Origin of the sequence: Clostridium tyrobutyricum DSM 2637 = ATCC 25755 = JCM 11008 (assembly GCF_000359585.1) — a bacterium.
Classification (GTDB): domain Bacteria; phylum Bacillota; class Clostridia; order Clostridiales; family Clostridiaceae; genus Clostridium_B; species Clostridium_B tyrobutyricum.
Genome location: NZ_APMH01000029.1, coordinates 31,889 through 53,396, shown reverse-complemented (window position 1 = coordinate 53,396; position 21,508 = coordinate 31,889). Strand labels below are relative to the sequence as shown.

At 30.0% G+C, this 21,508-nt stretch carries 21 protein-coding genes and 1 riboswitch; of the genes, 9 read left to right on the top strand and 12 right to left on the bottom strand.

The window, feature by feature from the left end; genetic code table 11:
* Window positions 1-274 precede the first annotated feature (274 nt).
* From J418_RS17100 to J418_RS0111695, 8 genes are all read right to left on the bottom strand, one after another.
* Entirely contained in the window at window positions 275-385 is a 111-nt protein-coding gene (locus J418_RS17100) for a hypothetical protein (RefSeq protein WP_412778460.1), read from the bottom strand.
* On the bottom strand, window positions 375-1,115 hold the full coding sequence (locus J418_RS15650) for a hypothetical protein (RefSeq protein WP_017895658.1): 741 nt from the start codon (window positions 1,113-1,115) through the stop codon (window positions 375-377). Before J418_RS15650 ends, J418_RS17100 begins: the two co-directional genes overlap by 11 nt.
* Before the next feature lie 594 nt (window positions 1,116-1,709).
* Window positions 1,710-2,399 (bottom strand): hypothetical protein, encoded by a 690-nt coding sequence (locus J418_RS0111730; protein ID WP_017895656.1) that lies wholly within the window; start codon window positions 2,397-2,399, stop codon window positions 1,710-1,712.
* 1,144 nt (window positions 2,400-3,543) lie between these two features.
* Window positions 3,544-4,676, bottom strand: a protein-coding gene (locus tag J418_RS0111720; RefSeq protein WP_145915614.1) for an IS3 family transposase whose coding sequence is annotated in 2 segments (ribosomal slippage) — window positions 3,544-4,409 and window positions 4,409-4,676 — 1,134 coding nt in all. Because the reading frame shifts where the segments join, the coding sequence is not laid out codon by codon here.
* Between the two features lie 238 nt (window positions 4,677-4,914).
* The gene (locus J418_RS0111710; RefSeq protein WP_017895652.1) at window positions 4,915-5,661 is read right to left on the bottom strand and encodes a hypothetical protein; all 747 of its coding nucleotides are present in this window, start codon (window positions 5,659-5,661) and stop codon (window positions 4,915-4,917) included.
* A complete protein-coding gene (locus J418_RS0111705) occupies window positions 5,648-6,100 on the bottom strand; it encodes a hypothetical protein (RefSeq protein WP_017895651.1) in 453 nt (150 codons plus the stop codon). The genes J418_RS0111710 and J418_RS0111705 overlap by 14 nt, the downstream gene beginning before the upstream one ends.
* Window positions 6,097-6,546, bottom strand: a complete 450-nt coding sequence (locus tag J418_RS0111700; RefSeq protein ID WP_017895650.1) for a FixH family protein — start codon at window positions 6,544-6,546, stop codon at window positions 6,097-6,099. The genes J418_RS0111705 and J418_RS0111700 overlap by 4 nt, the downstream gene beginning before the upstream one ends.
* A gap of 16 nt (window positions 6,547-6,562) precedes the next feature.
* Window positions 6,563-8,854 carry a heavy metal translocating P-type ATPase gene (locus tag J418_RS0111695; protein ID WP_017895649.1) on the bottom strand — a complete coding sequence of 764 codons (2,292 nt, stop codon included), beginning with the start codon at window positions 8,852-8,854 and terminating at the stop codon, window positions 6,563-6,565.
* Window positions 8,855-9,192: 338 nt separating this feature from the next.
* Between J418_RS0111695 and J418_RS0111690 the strand changes: the two genes are divergently transcribed.
* From J418_RS0111690 to J418_RS0111670, 5 genes are all read left to right on the top strand, one after another.
* The gene (locus tag J418_RS0111690) at window positions 9,193-10,578 is read left to right on the top strand and encodes a sensor histidine kinase (protein WP_017895648.1); all 1,386 of its coding nucleotides are present in this window, start codon (window positions 9,193-9,195) and stop codon (window positions 10,576-10,578) included.
* 198 nt (window positions 10,579-10,776) lie between these two features.
* Window positions 10,777-12,234, top strand: coding sequence for a cell wall-binding repeat-containing protein (locus tag J418_RS0111685; RefSeq protein ID WP_017753358.1), 1,458 nt, complete (start codon window positions 10,777-10,779; stop codon window positions 12,232-12,234).
* An 80-nt stretch (window positions 12,235-12,314) separates the two neighbouring features.
* Window positions 12,315-13,523: a sulfite exporter TauE/SafE family protein gene (locus tag J418_RS0111680; protein ID WP_017895647.1), complete on the top strand. Its 1,209-nt coding sequence runs from the start codon at window positions 12,315-12,317 to the stop codon at window positions 13,521-13,523.
* 60 nt (window positions 13,524-13,583) lie between these two features.
* Window positions 13,584-14,378 (top strand): hypothetical protein, encoded by a 795-nt coding sequence (locus tag J418_RS0111675; RefSeq protein ID WP_017753360.1) that lies wholly within the window; start codon window positions 13,584-13,586, stop codon window positions 14,376-14,378.
* A gap of 45 nt (window positions 14,379-14,423) precedes the next feature.
* Window positions 14,424-15,140, top strand: a complete 717-nt coding sequence (locus J418_RS0111670) for a response regulator transcription factor (RefSeq protein WP_017753361.1) — start codon at window positions 14,424-14,426, stop codon at window positions 15,138-15,140.
* A gap of 61 nt (window positions 15,141-15,201) precedes the next feature.
* Here the strand turns inward: J418_RS0111670 and J418_RS0111665 are convergent, their stop codons facing one another.
* Genes J418_RS0111665 through J418_RS0111650 form a run of 4 tightly spaced genes read right to left on the bottom strand, consistent with a single transcriptional unit; the run spans window position 15,202 to window position 19,445 of the window.
* Window positions 15,202-15,981 carry an ABC transporter ATP-binding protein gene (locus tag J418_RS0111665; RefSeq protein WP_017753362.1) on the bottom strand — a complete coding sequence of 260 codons (780 nt, stop codon included), beginning with the start codon at window positions 15,979-15,981 and terminating at the stop codon, window positions 15,202-15,204.
* Window positions 15,978-17,030, bottom strand: a complete 1,053-nt coding sequence (locus J418_RS0111660) for an ABC transporter permease (protein WP_035122960.1) — start codon at window positions 17,028-17,030, stop codon at window positions 15,978-15,980. Before J418_RS0111660 ends, J418_RS0111665 begins: the two co-directional genes overlap by 4 nt.
* Window positions 17,031-17,040: 10 nt before the next feature.
* Window positions 17,041-18,057 (bottom strand): ABC transporter substrate-binding protein, encoded by a 1,017-nt coding sequence (locus tag J418_RS0111655; protein WP_017753364.1) that lies wholly within the window; start codon window positions 18,055-18,057, stop codon window positions 17,041-17,043.
* A 41-nt stretch (window positions 18,058-18,098) separates the two neighbouring features.
* Window positions 18,099-19,445 (bottom strand): O-acetylhomoserine aminocarboxypropyltransferase/cysteine synthase family protein, encoded by a 1,347-nt coding sequence (locus J418_RS0111650; RefSeq protein ID WP_017753365.1) that lies wholly within the window; start codon window positions 19,443-19,445, stop codon window positions 18,099-18,101.
* Window positions 19,446-19,733: 288 nt separating this feature from the next.
* On the opposite strand from J418_RS0111650, the gene J418_RS16870 reads away from it, so the two are divergent.
* The 4 genes from J418_RS16870 to J418_RS16855 all read left to right on the top strand — a co-directional run bounded on the left by J418_RS16870 (window position 19,734) and on the right by J418_RS16855 (window position 21,075).
* A complete protein-coding gene (locus J418_RS16870) occupies window positions 19,734-19,985 on the top strand; it encodes a hypothetical protein (RefSeq protein ID WP_023625358.1) in 252 nt (83 codons plus the stop codon).
* Window positions 19,975-20,154: a nitrogenase component 1 gene (locus J418_RS16865; RefSeq protein WP_023625359.1), complete on the top strand. Its 180-nt coding sequence runs from the start codon at window positions 19,975-19,977 to the stop codon at window positions 20,152-20,154. The genes J418_RS16870 and J418_RS16865 overlap by 11 nt, the downstream gene beginning before the upstream one ends.
* Window positions 20,155-20,270: 116 nt before the next feature.
* Window positions 20,271-20,603 carry a nitrogenase component 1 gene (locus J418_RS16860; RefSeq protein ID WP_235807030.1) on the top strand — a complete coding sequence of 111 codons (333 nt, stop codon included), beginning with the start codon at window positions 20,271-20,273 and terminating at the stop codon, window positions 20,601-20,603.
* On the top strand, window positions 20,533-21,075 hold the full coding sequence (locus J418_RS16855; protein ID WP_235807032.1) for a nitrogenase component 1: 543 nt from the start codon (window positions 20,533-20,535) through the stop codon (window positions 21,073-21,075). The genes J418_RS16860 and J418_RS16855 overlap by 71 nt, the downstream gene beginning before the upstream one ends.
* Window positions 21,076-21,245: 170 nt before the next feature.
* Window positions 21,246-21,357: riboswitch (SAM riboswitch) on the top strand.
* Window positions 21,358-21,508 lie beyond the last annotated feature (151 nt).

Below are 21,508 nucleotides of genomic sequence, written 5' to 3'. Positions count from 1 at the left end.
ATCTATTTTACACAAATCTATCTATATTCTCTCATAAGAAGGTAGTTTTTTATTCTTTCGTATTATAACAATTACAATGATTAAAATAATTGCTGCTGATATTCGAATAATAGGATACCAATTAATATCAGATTTGTTTACATCTATCTATAAATGAGAAAAATCAGATACAAATATTTACAGTAGACATTTATATTAACTTGATTTCGACGCAGTATGATTCCTTTGCCAAAGGAATCATTGGCATCTTTCTCTATTAAGCAATAAGTATAGGTTAATAAGTATAGGTTAAAGAAGCCAATAATAGTATTCTATCAATAGCTTTGGAAGATCTAACCTGATATTTATTAATTCCAAGATTATTTTTTGTCTGTCTAAAAAATATTTCTATAGGCCACCTTATATTGAGTAAATTGTTTAATTTGAATGCCGTACCCTTTCGGGTAAATAATACGATTGGTTTTTAAAGCACCTATAAGATGATATCCTCTTTTAAAATGAGCATTTATAATTTTCTCATTTGTAAACCATGAATCACAAAGGCCGTAGGCTGCGCCTTTTGGCGTTGGAAGAGTTTCTGCAATATTACAGACCATCTGTATCTTACTCTTTTTACCTTTTTTATAACGCTCAATGGAATATGGAAGCACTTTTTTGCCACATGAAAGCATGGCAGCAAGTAGTTGATGTCCGTATACCTGCTTTCCCTTTAAGTGTGAGTAATGAAAACTAGCTTCTTGAATTGGATTCCTTGCCTTTAACTGGGGCTTGGTTTTTTCAGAAATAGTATCATCATAAATTGCAAATATAGGTAAGTTACTGATTCTTGAACATCTATAAATAATATTTATAACAAACTTTCTTAGTGCTTTCCATGCATAATTTGTATTCCATACACCCTCGCTTAAAAATTTACCAAAGGTGGTTCTGTGACAACTTGTAAGGTTTAACAGGACAATATCTGTTATTTTTCCTCTGTATCCCTTTTGTGTAGATCCTTTTATAAATTCCTCAATATGCTTTAATACTGGCTTAGAGAAGTATAGGAAAAATCCAAGTTTAAATAGGAATTGATTTATTGGTGATTTTTCTGTTAAAATACTTCTATGAGACATATTCTTCACTCCCGTTGTTAAAGTTGTTGTGGTAAATAATTTATACAACAAAAAGTGAGTTTTGTCTCTATTTTTTATGAAATTTTTATTATTGTAAATATATGTTATGAAATCTTCTCATTTATAGTCTATAAATATTAATAAAGAAGGAATAAAATTTTGGCATAAAAGTTTCAAAATATGAATAAAAGTTTTTTGATATCCAAGAAAACTATAATGTTAAAATTTTAAATACAATAGCAAAAATAAATATACTAGATAAAAATATTAATAGTCCATCTAATTTTTTATTTTGTTTATAAAAATATAAGCCATTAAAAAATTGGAAAATACCTAAACAAATAAGTATAAAAGGTATTATTATTTTAGTATTATTAGCATCTATTAATATACTTATAGATAATATAATTATTAATATTCCAAGTATAAATCTAATTATTGAATATTTGTTTTTCAAATTTATTCACTCCTAAATTCTTATATCATAACTTGACCCATTAAAATAATCTAATTTTAAGAGAAGAGCTGTTTTTAACTTAGATTATATAAAAAGCAAAAAGAGTAAAAGCACTCTTTTGCTAATAGACTTGCTGGCTATCTAACTGTTACATGAGTCAATTGAGCCCAAGATGGATCACCAAGATAATATGCTATTGAACCTCTCCCATTTGAAGCTCCTTGTGATGCTAAAGCAGACCAGTAAGCCATTGTTGCAGAACTAGCTCCGCATACGAAAGAAACGCCTGGTATCACACTTCCTACAACACCTCCTGCAGCTAATACTGCAGAATATTGAGCAAGCTTAGCAGAAAAAATACCGGAATTAGAAGCATTCATTATAAAATCAAACCCATACCAGTGCCAAATGTAAGTACCAGCTACTTTTGTAGCAGTTGCTTGTATCATATTTGGATTTTTAATTAAGAGGTTATTATTTTCATTATATTTCAATGTTTTATTCTTATCATATATTAAAGTTCCACTTTTTATACTTGAGTTTATTTGTTCAGAACCTTTCTTTATCTGTTCTAAAACATTTGAATCAATATATTTACTAGCTTGTTCATTTATTGTTGTTGTCCCATCTGAATTTCTGATTAAAAAATTTTTTTCTATTAATTTTATAGCTTCACTAGTATCTGTTATTTTTGTTATGGTCTTTACATCTTGAATTTGTTGGACAGATTGAGCCTTTACTGTTGTGGAAGATATTGCAGCTGTACCAGAAGCTAATATTAATGCACCTAAAACAACACTTATTGTTTTTTTCGAATGTTTAATCATAATATTCTCCTTTTTATTAAAAATATTTTTTAAGTATAACATTTAAATACAAAGAAATTAATCTTTAAATGAATAGTATAAAGATATTTATTTAAACTTTCTAATGCTAAAGGGATAACTATAACAAATTTTATTAACCTAGGTTTTTGTAAATTTAAAAAGCTAATAATTTGTTATTGGATATAGTGTACCATATAATTTTTAAATATATTGTTATAATTTGTCACATGATCTAAATTTTTTTATTAAGTTAATTAAAAGAACAGTAAAATCATTACTAAATATGGCAATACAAGATTAATATAAATAATTCAGATACTTTTACTACCATTAAACTGTAGTGATTTATGTATGTTAGAATTATTTATAAAATAATAATAATTATGTTAATTAAAACTAAAAGTAAACAAAAACAATTTTCAATTTTGTTTCACTTGAAAATCACTTTAGTAAAATCAAAATTAAAAAACAAAAGTAAAAAGTAAAATCTTATATTTAATAAAGAATAACTTAAAGCAACTTATAACTTTGAATTACCCTTTATTAATACTACAATTTTTAAAAACCTGGATTGCCCATACTTGATATAGCAGTAACAGCAACATCAAAGACTATTTTTAACAACATACATGCTCCTAAAGAAAACAATATAAGCATAATACCGTCCTTTTTTTCTAAGATGTTTTCAAAAGTAATTTTCCTTGATTTTTCTATATTTGAATTATTATTTTCTAAATTATATATCGTTGATTTGGTATCACTTTCCTCTATTTGTCTTAATACTGATACTAATTTTAATATAGGCTTATACTTACTCTGATTTAAGAATTCCCTATATGTCTCATTCCTATTTATAAGATAATTGGTCTTAAATTTTTGTAGATAAGGTTTTAAGTAATTAGAATTTTCTATTAGAGCATCAAGAATATTTCTAGATGTAATATTAGGATTACTGCTGATTATAATAATTAAGTTTGTTAAACTGTTTAATTACTCGGTTTTTCTCTTGACAATTATAATAGAGTATATGTATAGTATAAAATCAGGAACCATAAAGAATAGTAATACATATAACATGTATTTTATTTTTCTAGAAAAAACATATAAAGATTTTGAAGCAATTATATGGAATGTCAACATTTTTCTAGACAACTTTTTTAAGGTTATTTAACTTAAATTGATATGGAGTTACATACCCAAGAGATGAATGAATTCTATGGTTATTGAACCAGTTAACATAATCTGCAAGCTGCCATTTCAACTCATCAAGTGATTCAAATACTTTTCCACGTACAAATTCTGTTTTTATAATTTTAAATGTTGCTTCTGCAACTGCGTTATCATAAGGACATCCTTTCATACTAAGTGAACGTTTAATTTGAAAGGCCAGCATTGCCTCATCTATAATTTTGTTTTTAAACTCATTACCTCTATCTGTATGAAAAATTTCAATATTCCTTAGATTGCCATTTACTTTTGCAAAAGCTTTTCTTACTAATGCTGCATCTTTATGGTCTCCTGCACTGTAACCTATAATCTCACGGTTAAAAAGGTCAACAAGTATGCAGATATACTCCCATCTTTCTCTAACTCTGACATATGTAAGATCACTTACTACAACATTCCTGTATGGTTGATTCTTAAATTCCCGTTTAACCAGATTATCTATTTTTGATTCATTGAATTTATCCACATGTGGTTTGAACTTTAATTTTGTATAACTGGATACAAGAGTATTTTGTTTCATTATTCTGCCTATTTTTCGTCTTGAAACTCTGTATCCTTTTTTCTGTAACTCAACCTTGATTTTTCGTGTTCCATAATTATTCCGGCTTGAGTTAAATATGTCCTTAATCATAGATATAAGAGCATCTTCACTGCTTTTATTTCTAATTTTATAATAGTAGATACTTCTTGAAATCTGCAGGACTTTGCACATTGCTGATACAGAGTATTTGTGGGAATTCTTCCTTATCACATTTACTTTCGTCCCAAAATCAGCGCTGCTTGTTTTAAAATATCATTCTCCATCATAAGTTGTTTGTTCTTCCTGCGCAGTTCTATAAGTTCCTGTTCTTCCCTGCTTCGATTATCCTTTTCCTTAAATGACCCCGTATTTTCAGACTGCCTTATCCATCTACTCACCATTGATAATGATAAACTATATTCTCTGGCAATCTCACTTTTCATCTTACCATTATGATAAAGTTCCACTATTTGATTTTTAAATTCCGTTGTATAATTATGTCTCTTCTTTGTTTCCTTTTTTTCAGACATGACCAATTTCCCCTTTTTTATAATTATTTTATTATATCATGTTCTTAAAAAAGTTGTTTTATTTATTGTAGCCTATCCAAGGAATGTATAGCTTGGAGTGTTAGAAAGTATCCTATTTTTTATTGACTGTATAAGATTTTCTAAATTCATAATGTTCATCTCCTATAATTATCTCATGTAGTTATTTTAAAATATCTTTTTGATTCTTTAAATTTGAATTTTTATCATAAGCTGTGCTCTATATCTTGTAGATATACTTACTATATTCACCTATTTTATGGGGAGTGAGTGTTAAGTTTGAGTAATATGAATATATTTTTTTATATATAGGATTTCCACTTAGTGCGTCTTTAAAGAAGTTATCTACATCTGACCAGTCTACATCAAAAGAATAAAACATTGCTATCATTACCTCATCCTCAGATTTGATGCCTTTTATGTATTGGATATTGAAATCGCCAGGATTATTTTTATTATCTATAAAAATAATCCTTTCAAATTTGGAAATATAATTTTCTAAAGTATTTTTTCGATTTAAACCTGTATTTACAGGAAAATCGTTACTATTAAGAACATATATGTTAAATCCATCAACTTTAATGAAATTTAAATCATATAAAATTAATATATAAAAATACAGACTATTACCTTCATTGTCTTTACACTTAAATTTCCACCGTATACTAACAGATTTAAATTTATCTAGTTCATCAATATTATCAAAAATTAGTGGGATACCTATACTACAAGTTTTCTTACCATATTTCATACCTGCTACCGATACGTTTTTATTAAGACAAGGGTTTATTGAATTTATCGGATAATCTTCAAGTTCATCCTCATAAAAACAACTCATATATACTTCTTTGTGCATGTATTTAAAAGGAAAATACATTTTTGATTTTATAAGAAATATTATCTTATCATCCAAATTAGTTTCGGGATATATTTCTTGAATAGCTTTTAATTCTTCACATTTTTTCATTCACATTCATCCTTTCTTTTTGCTTTTTTACCTCCAAAAGTTCCATAAAATAAAGAGCAATATTTAGAAGATACCACAAGATTAAACCGATAGAACATACTTTATCACCTGTTACAGTGAACTCATAAATATGGAGTTTAAATAAATATCCTAAAAAAATATACACATAAATTATTGGTCTAAAAAGGGCTATGATTAAATGTTTCAGAGTTACAATTATATATCTTGCAGGGCACTTGTAAACCAAGAAAAACATCATTATATGCATTATGTTTAATATAGTCAGAGCAGTGGTTGCCCATATAAAATTCTCAAGCTTTGAAGCATCAGGTATTTGTAAAAAAAAGAATACGAAACCTATAAAAAGAAATACTTTTTCTGCAATTGGATTTAATTTTTCATTTAATTCAGCATTCCAAAACAATTTTAAATATTTCAATTTCTAATCTTCTCCTTTGAAGCATCTATATTAAAATAAACTGTTTTTTCCTGATCTTCTACAGTAAAATTTGTTTTGACTCTCCAGGTACCTTTGTCCGAAAAACTTATATTACCTGTATATTCTCCATTTTTATTTGTAGGACTAAATTTGATGGATTTAGGTGTAGAATGAGCCATCTTCATGTTCTCCATGTTATCTCCTGGCATATCTGCAGTGACTTTGACATTTGCATTTTCCAGAGGCTGATTTTTATTATCATAAAACTTAATTGTCAATTTATTAATTCCAGTTTTTATCCCATTATTATCTAAAATCAATTCAACATTTATTCCATCTATGATTTTTTTAGTTTTAGATGCATTGGTATCTGCCAGTACAGTTGTAGATAATACAAGTATAAAAATTGCTAATATAGATAGAATGCTAATGCGTCTTTTTATCATAATGATAATTCCTCCTTCAAAATTTAAATCTTTTAAGACTTAGTGAATTCAATAAAACAGATATAGAACTGAATGACATAGCAGCAGCTCCAATTACAGGATTTAAATGGCCTGTTACAGCAACTGGTATTGCAATTATATTGTAAATAAACGCCCAAAATAAATTTTGTCTTATTTTTCTCATGGTTGCTTTTGAAAGCTTTATTGCATCTAGCAAGGCTGTAAGATCTTCTTTTAATATTACTATATCTCCAGTTTCGATTGCAGTATCAGTGCCTGTTCCCATAGCAAAACCTACATCTGAAGTAGCAAGGGCAGGTGAATCATTTATTCCATCTCCAACCATAGCTACTATATGTCCATTTGTTTTTAATTTAGAGATTTCTTCTGCTTTATTTTCAGGCTGAACCTCTGCTATTACATTTTTTATGCCAACTTTATTTGCCACTGAAAGAGCCGTATATTTGTTGTCTCCCGTAAGCATATAAACTTCTATATTAATCTTTTTTAGAGAACTAATAACTTTTGCTGAATTATCTTTTATTTTATCAGACAGGGCAATAGTTCCAGCTAGAACTCCATTAACTGCTACTAATATAGCCGTTTTACTTTGGTCTTGAAATTTGTTTAAAGTGTCTTTAAGCTCTAATAAATCTACAGAATACTTTTTTAAAAAATTTGAAGTTCCTATAATTAATGTTTTATTATCTACAACCGCAGTTATACCTTTTCCAGGAAAAGCTTCAAACTTGTCTGCAGTTTTCAGATCATCTCCATATTTATGTTTTGCATACCTATATATGGCCTCTCCAATGGGATGTTCAGATAGCTTTTCAGCTGATGCAGCTAAAACCAGTAGGTCTTTTTGATTATTTAAATTTAAAGCTTTTTCATTGAATAAAATAATATCTGTGATATCAAGTTCTCCTGTGGTAAGAGTTCCTGTCTTGTCGAATACTATAGTATCTATTTTACAAGCTTGTTCTAATTTAGTACCATTTTTAATTAATATGCCATTTTCAGCACCTTTTCCCATTCCAACCATTAGTGCTGCAGGGGTTGCAAGCCCAAGTGCACATGGACAGGATACAACCAATACTGATACAGCATGGATTATAGCAATGTCTATGATAAAAGGCTGATGATGTAGAATAATAAAATACCATATAAGAAATGTAGAAACTGATATACTGAGTACAGCAGGTATAAATAATCCAGATACTTCATCTGCAATTTTCTGTATTGGAGCTTTGCTTTCCTGAGCTTCTTCAACAAGCCGTATAATATTTGAAAATACAGTATCACTTCCAATTTTAGTAGCTTTGAAAGTAAATGTACCATTTTTGTTTATTGAAGCACCTGTTACAAAATCATCTTTTTTCTTTTCTACAGGTATGCTTTCACCTGTAAGCATGGATTCATCAACGGAGGAATAGCCATTAAGTACAACTCCATCTACAGGTATTTTTTCACCAGGTTTTACCATTAGAATATCTCCTATGGATACTTTTTCAATAGGAACAGGATATTCAATATTATTTTTTAGAACTCTAGCTGTTTTGGGCTGTAGTTTGCTAAGTTCCTTCATAGAATTAGCGGTTCTGTTTTTAGCAATGGACTCCAGGTATCTTCCAAGAAGTACAAGGGTAATTATAGTGACTGACGATTCAAAATATAAATTTACCATTCCCAAAGTGTAAGTTAAAGTTTTAAACAGTGAAGTGTACAAACTGTAAAAATATGCTGCTGTAGTTCCTATTACAACTAATAAATCCATAGTGAAAGTTTTAGACATTAGTGCATAAAATGAACTTTTATAGAATCTGAAACCTATTATAAATTGAACTATAGTTGCCAGGGTGAGCTGAAGTTTCCAGTTGTGAAGTACCCAGGCTTTCCATCTTAAAGTTTCAATAAAAGTTCCCCACTTATTGGCTGAATCAGGATTGAAATCACTATGGCAGAAACCTGTACCTCCAAGTATCATTCCTAGTATTAATGGAGCACTTAGAATTGCGGATATTATGAATAGGTTTCTAAGTTTGTTTCTTTCAATTTCTTCTCTTGTAAGGCCATTGCTGGTGTTTTTTTCATTTTCTTCACCTACTGAGAAGCCAAGCAATTCTATTTTTTCTTTTATGTTGTCTAAGGTTGTCTCCTTATTATCGTATTGTAATTTCGCTTTTTCTGCGGCATAACTTACGTTTATTTTATTTATACCTTCAATTTCATTAACAGCAGTTTCTATTGTAATAGCACATAAAGTACAAGTCATGCCGTATATTTTCAATGAACTATTCTTAATCATTATTTAACACCCACCCCTCATAATTTAAATAAAAATAAAGGCTAATAATCCTGTACAGGATTATTAGCCTCCAGTTATCTGGTCAACTTTTTAGATAATTAAATATAATATATTGTATTTTAGCATGTTGATAAAGCTATGTCAATGATTTGCAATAGCCAGAATATTCAATATGAAAGTTAATAATTGATTGACAAGTATAGAAAACTGAATTATTATGAATGCAAATATTTAAAGATTAACTTGGGTCAACTGGAAAACTAGAGACTAAGGATATATTTTGAGTTATTGAAATAATCCTTAGTATTTTTTTATGATTTTTGAGAGGAGTAATAAAAATGAAAATCAGTTTGAGAATGAGATTAACAGCATCATATGTTCTTGTTACAATAGTTTGTGTATTTTTAATAAGTATATTGATGAATGCACTTCTTGAAAAGCAATTCAGGTTGTATACCATACATAATCAGGAACTTTCAAATCAGGAAATGCTTAATCTTATAAAAAATCAATATAATAATGGATCATGGAATCACGATGTTATTGAAAATATAGGAATTGGATACCTTGAACGTGGAATGATTATCAAAGTAAGCGATGTACATAACAGAATAATATGGGATGCAGCTGTTCATAATAATGGTTTATGTAAGCAGATGCTTGATGATATGTCAAAAAATATGAACAAGTATTATCCTAATTGGAGTGGAAAGTATAAGACTAAATCATATCCAGTTTATCATGATGAAAGCAAAATAGGAACAGTAATTGTGGGATATTACGGACCGTTTTATTACAACAATACTGATATTGGTTTTATTTATACATTAAAAAATAGAATACTTATATTTGCATTTATATTTTCTCTATTTTTTGCTCAAATAATGGGAATTTTTATGGCGCAGATATTAAGTAGACCTATTGCAAGGGTAGTTAGAGCAGCAGAAAGCATTTCCAAGGGATATTTTAAAAATAGAGTTGATGAAAAATCTAATACTAAAGAAATTTATATATTGATTTCTACTATTAACAACATGGCTAAAACTTTGGAATCACATAAAGTATTAAAAGAAAGGATGTCTGATGATATAGCTCATGAATTAAGGACTCCTCTTGCAACTCTTCAAAGTCATATGGAGGCAATGATAGATGGTATATGGGAACCTGATAAAAAGAGATTGCAAAGTTACTATGAAGAAATAATTAGAATCACTAGTTTAGTCAATCAATTAGGGATGTTAGGAAAATATCAAAACAGCAAATTGAATAGGATAAAGTATGATTTATGTGAACAAATAAAAAATGTAATATTTAATTTTCAGGCAGAATTTAAAAATAAGGAAGTAAGAATAAAATTTCATGGAAATAAATGCTATATATCTGCTGAAAAGGACAAAATAAGTCAGGTTATAGTAAATCTCATGTCTAATGCTCTTAAATATACTCCAAAAGGTGGTATTGTAATAATAAATTTAAAAGGGACAAGTAATACAGCAGAAATAAGTGTGAAAGATACTGGTATAGGTATTTCTGATGATGATATACCATTTATATTTGATCGATTTTATCGTGCTGATAAATCAAGAAATAGATTAACAGGTGGAAATGGAATTGGATTAGCCATAACAAAGACTATTGTGGAACTTCATGGAGGTAAAATAATAGTAAAGAGCAGAGTCAATGAGGGTAGTGAGTTTGTAGTGTCATTGCCCATCAATATATAAGTTAACAAAATATTAATATTTTATACATCTAATCTACAATAAAAAAGTATTGACAATATATACAATCTATATTACTATGTATTCAACAATAAATAGTTAATTTTAAAGCTAACTAGAAAGCTAGAGGCTAGGATTTTCCTTAGAATAAAAGGAGAATTCTGGCCTTTTTTATTTATAAAAATTAAGGGGGAATAAGTTGTGAAAAATAAGAAATTAGTATCTTTAGTACTTTTAGCAAGTTTGACAACAACGATTTTAGGAAGTGGCATTAATTCAACAGATGTTAGTGCATCATCTTTAGTTCAGGTAACAAGAATAAGTGGCAAGGACAGATATGAAACGGCAGTAAATGCTGCTAAAGCAAATTGGACTGATGGCAGTGATAATGCTGTTATTGTAAATGGAAATAGTTATGCAGATGCAATAAGCGCTTCAACATTAGCTAAAAAATTAGATGCGCCAATATTGTTTACAGGTAAAAATTCACTTGATTCAAATACTATAAGTGAATTGAAACAGTTAAAACCTAAGAACATATATATAATTGGTGGAACAGGTGTGGTTTCATCACAAATTGAAACTAAATTAAGTGAAAGTTGTGATAAAGTAATCAGGATTGGTGGAGTAAGTAGATATGAAACTAACTTAAATGTAGCTAAGGAATTAGTTGATAAATTGGGAACAAGCAAAGAGAATGTAATAGCTGTATCAGGAAATGGATTTGCAGATGCACTTTCTGTGGCACCTATTGCAGCAGCTGAGAATCAAATATTGTTGCTTACCAATAATAATCAGTCATCTATACAGGATACTATTAATTTTGCCAGGGATTCATATGTGACAGTGGTTGGTACTACCAATTCGATAAATAAAACAATATATGATGCTATACATGCAGATAAGAGAATCAATGGGGGCTCAGACAGATTTGCTACAAATTTAAATATATTGAATCAATTCAAAAGTTATTTAAAATACGACAAAGCATATGTAGCCAATGCTTCAAAGAATATCCTTGACAACCAATTTTCAGATGCACTAGTAGCATCTGTACTGGCAGGAAAGAATAATTCTCCACTTGTATTATTGGATAAACAGACATCAAGTACTACAGTAAATGCTATTAATTATTTAAAAACAAATTTAACTTCTTCATCAGAAGTGGATATTTTAGGGGGAAATGGTGTAATACCTGAAACAATTATAAATTCTATAAAAACAGCCATATCTTCTGATAATGTTCCAGTTGAACAGACTTTTACAGGATATATAACTACAGAAGATGATTATGCAGCATCACTTGGTGAAGATACAGCATATATGATATATATGAAAATGATGGCACTATCTGGACTTGGTATAACATATAAGGACAAGGATGGCAAATGGGTTTTTTATTATTTTGATGGAAACATTGCTACAGATAATAAGGATGGAGATAATGGTAAATGGAAGTTTAATGGTACAGGATCACAACTAAATGCATGGAATATTGTTGAAAATCAGATTAAACGAAACAATGGTTCAGACAGTAAAAAAGCCGTACCTGTTACCTTAACGGGTACATTAGATGGAACTACACGAACCAATCCAGGACCTGATGCTGATGGAATTAATTATCCTGTAATAAAAGTACAATCCATAACTGCAAATTAGAAAAATCAAACTATAAACGAAACTATCCAGAATGTTTCGTTTATAGTATTTTTACTGACAGGTCTTGAGGAGGGGAAAATTTGAAAGTAGATATATTGGAAAACACAACTAATAATAAATTGAATAAACAAAAAAATAAAAACATATGGATTATAATCTCAATTATGGTAGTTGTGTTGTTTATAATAATTTTAAAGAGTATTTTCAAGATAAACATACTAGAAGTTCTTAAAAACCTGTTTATGCTAAAATATTTGCCTCGGCTGGGTAATAATACTAGTTATGCACTTCTTTTTATATTTGGAGTAATGACATCTTTTCACTGCATAGGAATGTGTGGAGGAATAACATTATCTCAGACTATTAATAAAAGTGAAAGGAAAATCAAAAATACAATATTCAGATCTTCTTTATTTTATAATGCAGGGAGAATTTTATCTTATACTATTGTTGGAGGAATTGTAGGAGGGTTAGGAAGTGTAATAAGCCTATCAGGTACGCTCAGGGGCATTGTCCCAATTATTGGTGGCATATTTATGATTATAATGTCAATAAACCTATTGGGTATTTTCAAAGTGTTGAGAAGGATAAACATTACCATGCCATCTTTTGTTGCCAGAAAAGTACGAAGAAAAAACAATTATAGTCCTATTATTGTTGGATTTTTAACAGGATTGATGCCCTGTGGTCCACTTCAAATAATACAGTTATATGCACTTGGGACAAAAAGTATATTATTAGGTGCTGTATCCATGTTCTTTTTTTCTATTGGAACAATTCCTCTATTGTTTACATTTGGTATATTAAATACATTTATAACTAAAAATTTCTCTAAAATCATATTAAAATTCAGTGCTGTTCTTGTACTTTCTCTTGGAGTTATTATGATTGGAAGAGGACTTTCACTTTATGGTATATCAATGGGCATGAAAAGTATGGTTAGTATATCTGGAGAAGGATTTTCAACCATCGAAGGCAAAAATCAAAATATAAAGACAGAATTGGGAAGTGATACTTTTCCACCTATTGAGGTAGTAAAAGGCGTACCTGTTAAATGGAATCTACATGTTGATGAAAAAAATCTAAATGAGTGCAATAAAGCCATTCAAATACCAAAATATAAAATCAAAAAAAACCTGAAGGTTGGAGATAATATAATTGAATTTATTCCTTATGAAAAAGGGGAATTTATGTATACATGCTGGATGGGTATGATAAAAAGCAAGATAACAGTAGTTGATAATTTCAGCAAATTAAAACAAGATCAAATTAAAAGTCCTACAAATTAAATTTTAAAAATAACTCAGAAAGAAGGTGAAAACCGCTATAATTTTAGTAGCGGTAAACACATGAAAATAAAAAAGAAAATTTTAATTGGAGTAATTATAGTAATATGTATAGTTTTAATTGGAGCTATATGGAGTATAAAAGATAGAACTTTAAAATCAGCTGGACAAAACAGCAACGAAGTTTCTGCCGGCAAAGATAAAATAAAGAATGATAAGTCAGTACAATCAAGGGATAATAAAACAAGTTTACAACCACAAAATAAATCAAAAAATGAAGGCCAAAATAAATCTGAAACTAAATCCAACATGGAACCAAAGCATCAAGATATGCATCAGGGACAATTTGAAACTAAATCCAATATAGAATCAAAGTCTCAGACTAAATCTCAAGTAGTGGGAGTAAAAATTTCCAACACACAGAAGACTAAAGAAAATAATTCCAAAAATTCCACACCTAAAATACAGAACTTTGAAGGGTATGTTACTTCAGAGGATGATTTCGCAGCGGGACTTAAAGAAGATACGGCGGATATGATATATATGAGGTTGATGGCATTGTCGGGACTTGGAATAACTTTTCAACAGGATGGAAAATGGTTTTTCTATTATTTCGATGGCACATTTTCTACAGATAATAAAAAAGGTTCTGATGGAAAATGGGCTTTTGATGGTACGGATTCTCAACTAAGTGCATGGCAACTGGTTGAACAAAAAGTTAAAAGTGGAAAAGGTAAAAGTCCTGTTCCTGTTAAAATTACAGGAGTTTTGAATGGAAATACAAAAACTAATTTAGGACCTGATGCCGATGGCAGAAAATTTTCTGTAATAACTGTAAAATCTATAATTGAAAAATAAAATTCAACTTGTAAAAAATTATTGAATTTGAACGGAGTTTGAATTATGAAAATGCATAAACAGAAAAAGAGAATACTTGTAGTAGATGATGAAACCAAGATTGTAGAAGTTATCAAATCATATCTTGAAAAAGCGGAGTATTTTGTATACTCCGCATATGATGGAATAACTGTTATGAAGTTATTTGATAAAATAAATCCTGATCTTATGATATTGGACTTGATGCTTCCTGATATTAATGGAGAGAATTTATGCAGAATACTGAGAGAAAAGTCAAAAATACCTATTATAATGCTTACAGCTAAAACATCTGAAGGCGATATAATTAATGGACTTGATATAGGCGCAGATGATTATGTAACCAAGCCTTTCAGTCCAAGACAATTAGTAGCTAGAGTAAAAGCACTGATTAGAAGAACAGAAGGTGATAAACTTCGCAAGGAAGGTCTAATTTCATTTAATAATGGTAAATTGATAATTGATACTCTAAAATATGAAGTTAAAAAATCAGGCACTATAGTTAATCTTACTCCAATAGAATACAATATACTTAAAACAATGGCTTCATATCCTGAAAAGAATTTTACCAGGGAAGAATTGATATCTATTGTATTAGAAAAAAGTTTTGATGGATATGACAGGGCTATTGATTCTCATATAAAAAATTTAAGACAAAAACTAGAGGATAATCCTAAAAATTCCCTATATATTTTGACTGTAAGAGGTATAGGCTATCGCTTCATAGGAATTAAGGATAAATAAAATATAAAGAACACTGGATATTAAATTAATGATGATTTATTAAATATCCAGTGTTCTTAAATTAATGTTTCCTTGCTATATGCAGTTTTTCCAATATTTCTTTTCTGAGTTCAACAAATTTGTGAGCGGTTCTATTTCTAGGTCTTTCAAGTTCAATTTTTACAATTTCCTCTATCTTACCAGGACGTGGTGTCATAATTACTACTCTATTACTTAAATAAATTGCCTCATCTACATCATGGGTAACCAATACCATAGTTGTTTTTCTTTGCTGCCATAATTCAATTAATTTATCCTGAAGATCCATTCTTGTAAAAGCATCTAATGCTCCTAAAGGTTCATCTAGCAGTAATACTTTGGGATTATTAATAAGTGCACGAGCAAGAGAGGCTCTTTGAGCCATACCACCAGAAACTTGATGGGGATAAGAATTTTCAAATCCTTCAAGGCCGGTAAGTTTTATATATTCCTTTACTTCATTTTTGTGCTCTTTATAAATTTTTCTAGCTTTCAAGCCTGCGGCAATGTTATTTTCAATAGTTTCCCATGGAAATAAATTTGCCTGTTGAAATACATAACCTCTTTCGAAGTTAGTATTTTCTATCTTTTCATTATCTAAAAACAATTCTCCAGATTGAGGTTTATCAAGACCTGCTATAAGCCTCATAAGTGTAGTTTTGCCACAACCTGATGGACCTATAAATGAAATGAATTCTCCAGCTCTGATATTTAAATTTATATCTCTTAAAGCTTCAACCAGGTTTCCATTTGCATCTATATATATTCTGTTTACATTATTTATTTTAATGGAAGCATTGTTTGTAGTCTGAGTTTCTATCATTTCAACAACCCCTTTTGCCATATAAGCACTCTATCTCTAATTTTAAATATAATTGCCAGTACAATAGAAAAAACTACTGCCATTATAACTATAGCTGCATATACTTTTGCATAATTAGACCATCCTTTAGCCCAATTTATATACCATCCAAGACCTGCTTTTGCACCTAGCATTTCAGAAACTACCAATGTGGTAAATGACAAGCCTGTAGCAGTATAAATGCCTGTAAATATAGATGGCATGGCACCTGGTATTGCAATTTTAAATATTAAAAATTTTTCATCTGCTCCAAGAGTTTTTGCTGCTTCAAAATATGATTTAGGTATATTTTCTATACCTCCACAAGCCATAAAGGCTACAGGAAACCATACGCAGAGGACGATAAGGAATACCTGGGAAACCAAAGTAGATGGAAACACTATCATTGCTATAGGTATCCATGCAACAGCTGGTACTACTCCTATAATTTTAAGTATGGGGAAAAACCAGTAATACCACTGTCTATACCATCCCATTAAGATTCCTGATACTAAACCCAGAATTGTACCTGCAATAAAACCAAGTACTAGAAGTCTCATGGAGTATGCTGTACTTATCAAGAGTGTATTAATATCTTCTACTAATACTTGAACTATCTGAGCTGCTCCAGGAAAAAATGGGAGTGGTAATATATTGGTTTTGGTAGATAATATATCCCAAGCAATAAATCCAATTCCTATGGCAAAATAAAATTGAGATTTATGATTCACTTTTACACTAATCGTTTCGTTAAAAAATGAAATAATATATTGCACTCCTAAGTATATTATAAAAAGTATTAAAAATATTCTATATGGAAAATTATTAACAATTTGTTCTGTAGGCATCAAAGTATTTTCAATTAAAGCTGCAGCAAAGGCAACAATTTGCAAAATTGGCCAAACCTTCGATTTAGGTTTCCAATTTATTGTATCTGGTGCTTTAACAAGAGGTAATTTATTATCTACATTTGATAATTCATTAGATTTTGATATGCCTTTTAAATTTACAGATTCACTCAAAGTATTCACCCCTAATATGTCATTTATTTTTTGAACTACCTAATGCATCATAATATACATCATTAGTAAATTTAGTAGGATCTGTGTTCTTTTTCAAGAATCCGGTTTTATTCAATTGTCCTACAAAATATTTAACGTCATCTTTGGCAGCGTCAGTAGTATATTCAAAATCATAACTCTTTATAAGTTCAGTAATTAACTTTAAATCACCACCTGATATATATTTCTTATCAAGTTCAATTTTGGCAGTTTCTTCTGGATGTTTTGATATCCATTCATCTGCAGCTTTATATGCTCTTACAAGAGCTGCAATTTTTTCAGGATTATTCTTAATCTCTTTATTTGATGCATATAAGAAACAGCAGGACTTTCCTTTGAATAATGGATCTTGAGCAATATCTGTTACAACTCTGTAATTATTATTCTTTTCTGCCAATGTGGCAAAAGGATCCCATGCTGCAAAAGCATCAACATCACCTTTATCTACAGCTTTTGTTAACTGATCCAGAGGATATGGAACCCATTTGACTCCTTTTGTTGGATCAATATTGTGATTTGCAAGAACTACACTTGTTATAGCCATAGGTGTCCCGCCTATTTCATCTACTCCTATTTTTTTCCCTTTTAAATCTTTTGCAGTTTTTATTGGTGAATTAGGAGGTACAACTAATTTTATACAACCTTTATGCAGTCCTCCTATAACTTTAATGTCAAGTCCCTGTTGAACTGAAGGAAAAAACTGAAAGTCACCGTTTGTAACGGTAAATTTACCACTGGCAAGTCCAGTTTTTTGATCTTCAAATGTTCCACTTACAAGAGTTACATCAAATCCCTCTTTGGCAAAGAATCCTTTTTCTTTTGCTATATAAGCAGGAGCACCACAAACCCCACCTCCCAGGGCTTCGATTTCAAGTTTTCCATATTTGTATTTTCCTGTTTGAGTGGAAGAAGTAGAAGTACTTTTTCCACATGAAGCGAGAGTTGGTACTGCTGCTACAAGCAATAGAGCAGCAACTATTCTAGTAATTTTATTCATAATTAAGTTCCCCGTCTTTCTATATTAGATTTATGAAATTATTATTTGATAATATCTTTACTTTCTATTTTTTCAGATTCAAAAGCTTTTTCAAATGCCTGATTCAGATCATGTATAAGATCCTCTGCATCTTCAAGCCCTATTGAAAGCCTTATTGTATTAGGCAATATATTTGATAGTTGTTTTTCTTCCGGTGTAAGTTCACTATGGGTTGTTTTAGGAGAATTCACGATTAAAGATCTTGAATCTCCTACATTTGTATGATAGCTGAATATTTTTAAAGAGTTTATAAATTTGTCTATTTGGGAATCGGTTCCCTTGAATCCAAATGTAAATATTGATCCAGCTCCTTTAGGCAGATACTTATCTGCAAGTTTTTTGTAAGGATTATTTTCTAGTGTAGGGTACTTTATCCATGAAACTTTAGTGCTATTTTTAAGATAATTTATTATTTTTTCTGTATTTTCAATTTGTTTTTTTACTCTTTCAGATAAAGTCTCAATGCCTAAAAGTGCGAGATATGCATCAAAAGGACTTAAAGCTGATCCAAAGTAATTAAGATAATTTAACCTTATCCTTGTGGTAAATGGAAAGTCTGGAAATACCTCAAGAAAATTTCTGGCATCATCATTATTATCTCTAAGAGTATAATACGGTTCTAAAAATTGATTGAATTTACCGTTTCCCCAGTTGAATTTACCACTTTCCAAAATCAATCCTGCAATAACATTCCCATGACCGTTAAGTGCTTTAGTAGCTGAATAAATTACAATATCAGCACCATATTTAATTGGATTTAAAAGGTACGGTGTAGCAAATGTATTGTCTACAACAAGTGGAATATCATGTTCATGAGCTACCTTTGCAATTGTTTCTATATCTGATACTGAGGTGTTTGGATTGCTTATACTTTCAATAAATATAGCTTTGGTATCCGGTTTTATTTCTTTGGATATAGCTTCAGGATTATTGAAATCATGAAATTTGTCTATATCTATTCCAAATTTTGGGTATAATTTTTTAAAACCATCAAGTGTTCCTCCGTATAGATAAGGTGTAGTAAGTATCCTGCCACCATCTTCAGCTAAGTTGAGCAGAGTATAAGTTATTGCTGCCATTCCAGAACTAAGTGCAATTGCACCGGAAGCTCCATCTAATGCGGCAACTCTTTGTTCCAATACTTCAACAGTAGGATTACTTAATCTGGTATAAATAAATCCAGGTTCTGAAAAGGAAAACAATCTTTTTGCCCTGTCCGTACTTCCCAAATCGAATGCTGCCGTTTCATAAATTGGTACTGAAACTGAATGATTGTGTTTACTGGAATCATAGCCTCCTCTTACTTTTAATGTATCGAATTTTAACTCTTCTTTTTTAACTTCTGACATTTTAAATTCCCCCTTAATAAAATTTTGTATAAAGAAAACCGGAGGTTACACTTTTAACAAATGTAACCTCCGGTTCACCGGTCAGTTAATTATAATTAAATTTAATGTTTAATTTATAATACTATATGATTGATATAATAGTATACGCTTATCTTTTTGTCAATAATTTTATACAATTAATTTTTATTAAATAGAAAAAGTATTTTAATCGACTGGAAAGCCAGAGATTTTATTAACTAAATCTCTGGCTTTAATTTTTTATTATTGAGTTCTCAGGAGGTAGATTATATGTCATTGAATTTAAAAAATCCCACTGCTCCATCAAGGGAAAGTCGTTTAGGTGCAATTACAGGTTATGAAGGAAATCTCAATGACCTCGCAAGCAGATATAAAGATGGAAAGTTAAATAATAGAGAAAGATGTTTTAGTCAGTCCAGTTCTTGTAATGCGGGTTGTGCATTGGGACAATTATCAGGCATAAAAGATGTGGCTGTAATAAACCATGCTCCATCAGGTTGTATGTACTGCAATGGCAGCTAAAAGAGGAATTATCAATAATACAGTATTTGTTGGAACTGATATGAATGAAAAGGATACTGTATTTGGTGCTTCTGAGAGCCTTGGAGATATTACAAAAAAAGTATATGAGAGGTATAAACCAAAAGCCATATTTATAGGAACATCATGTGTATCTGGCATTATAGGATAAGATGTAGACAGTTTAGTTGAAAAATTGAAAAAAGAAATACCAGTTCCCATAGCATCAGTGCATTGTGAGGAATTCAGGTCTAGAGTATTGGCGTCGGGCTTTGATGCTTCAGAATTTTGCATTCAGGACCTGGGTGCGCAGAAAAACTTGAAAGGGATTTTGGAAGCTCTGGATATTTTTCATCTCATATATTTCCATGTACAAATATGAGTGAAAAAGAAGTAATATTTGGTGGAGAAAGAAAATTGAAAGAGACAATAGAAAATGCCCTGAAGGTAGTAGATGCAGATTTATATGTAGTTTTAACCAGCTGTAGTTCAGAAATAGTTGGAGATGATTCCGAGGAGATAGTGAAGTCATTTAAAAACTCGGATAAATATGAAACTTTTAAAAGACAAATTTGGTACTCCGTATTTTCATTATCCAGTTCTTCCTATAGAAGCTTTTGAAACAAGCAAATTTTTAAGAAAACTAGGTAAATTTGCAGGATTAGATAGTGAAAAAGTTGATAAAATTATTAATGATCATAAACAAGAATATTATCATTATATAGAAAGATTTGCCGATGTTTTTTTGGAAACACGCGTTATGTCCAAAAGATTTGTAGTAGTTTCAGATTCACAATATACTCTTGCAGTAACAAAATTTTTAGTAAATGACTTAGGGCTGTTTCCTTCAAAGCAGTATATAATTGATGACGCTCCTTTAAAATATCAGGATGATATAAAACGATATTTTAAAGAATTGAATGATGGAATAGAAGCAGAAGTTGAATTTACTACTGATGGCTATAAAATAGATGAAGAAATCAAGAGCACAGATTTTTATGAATATCCACTGATAATAGGTAGCTCATGGGAGAAAAAGATTGCTAATGAAACGAAAGCACACTACATTGCAATTTCGTGGCCTGTTTTTTAGAGACTTATAATAAATAGCTTTTACGTTGGATATGATGGGGGACTTAAATTATTAGAGGATATTTATTCTGTGGTTCTTACACGATTTAATTAAAAATAAAAATTTATATTGACAAGATTATTACAAAGATGTATTATGAATACAATATAATTAAAAATTAATAGCTTATTTTCTTATCTAGAGAAACAGAGGGTCTGGCCCGATGAAGTTTCAGCAACCAGTATATATCATTTATATATACAAGGTGCTAAGTCCTGCAGGTTTAATTCTGAGAGATGAGGAAGAGAGATGCTTGTGTATATTTGAGACATAAAGCCTTCTTCATTGTAGAAGAAGGCTTTTATTATGTTTTAGCTGACTGGAAAACCAGAGGTTTTGAATAATAAATTTATTTCAAAACCTCTGATTTTTTATGTTTAGAAGAATTATAGGA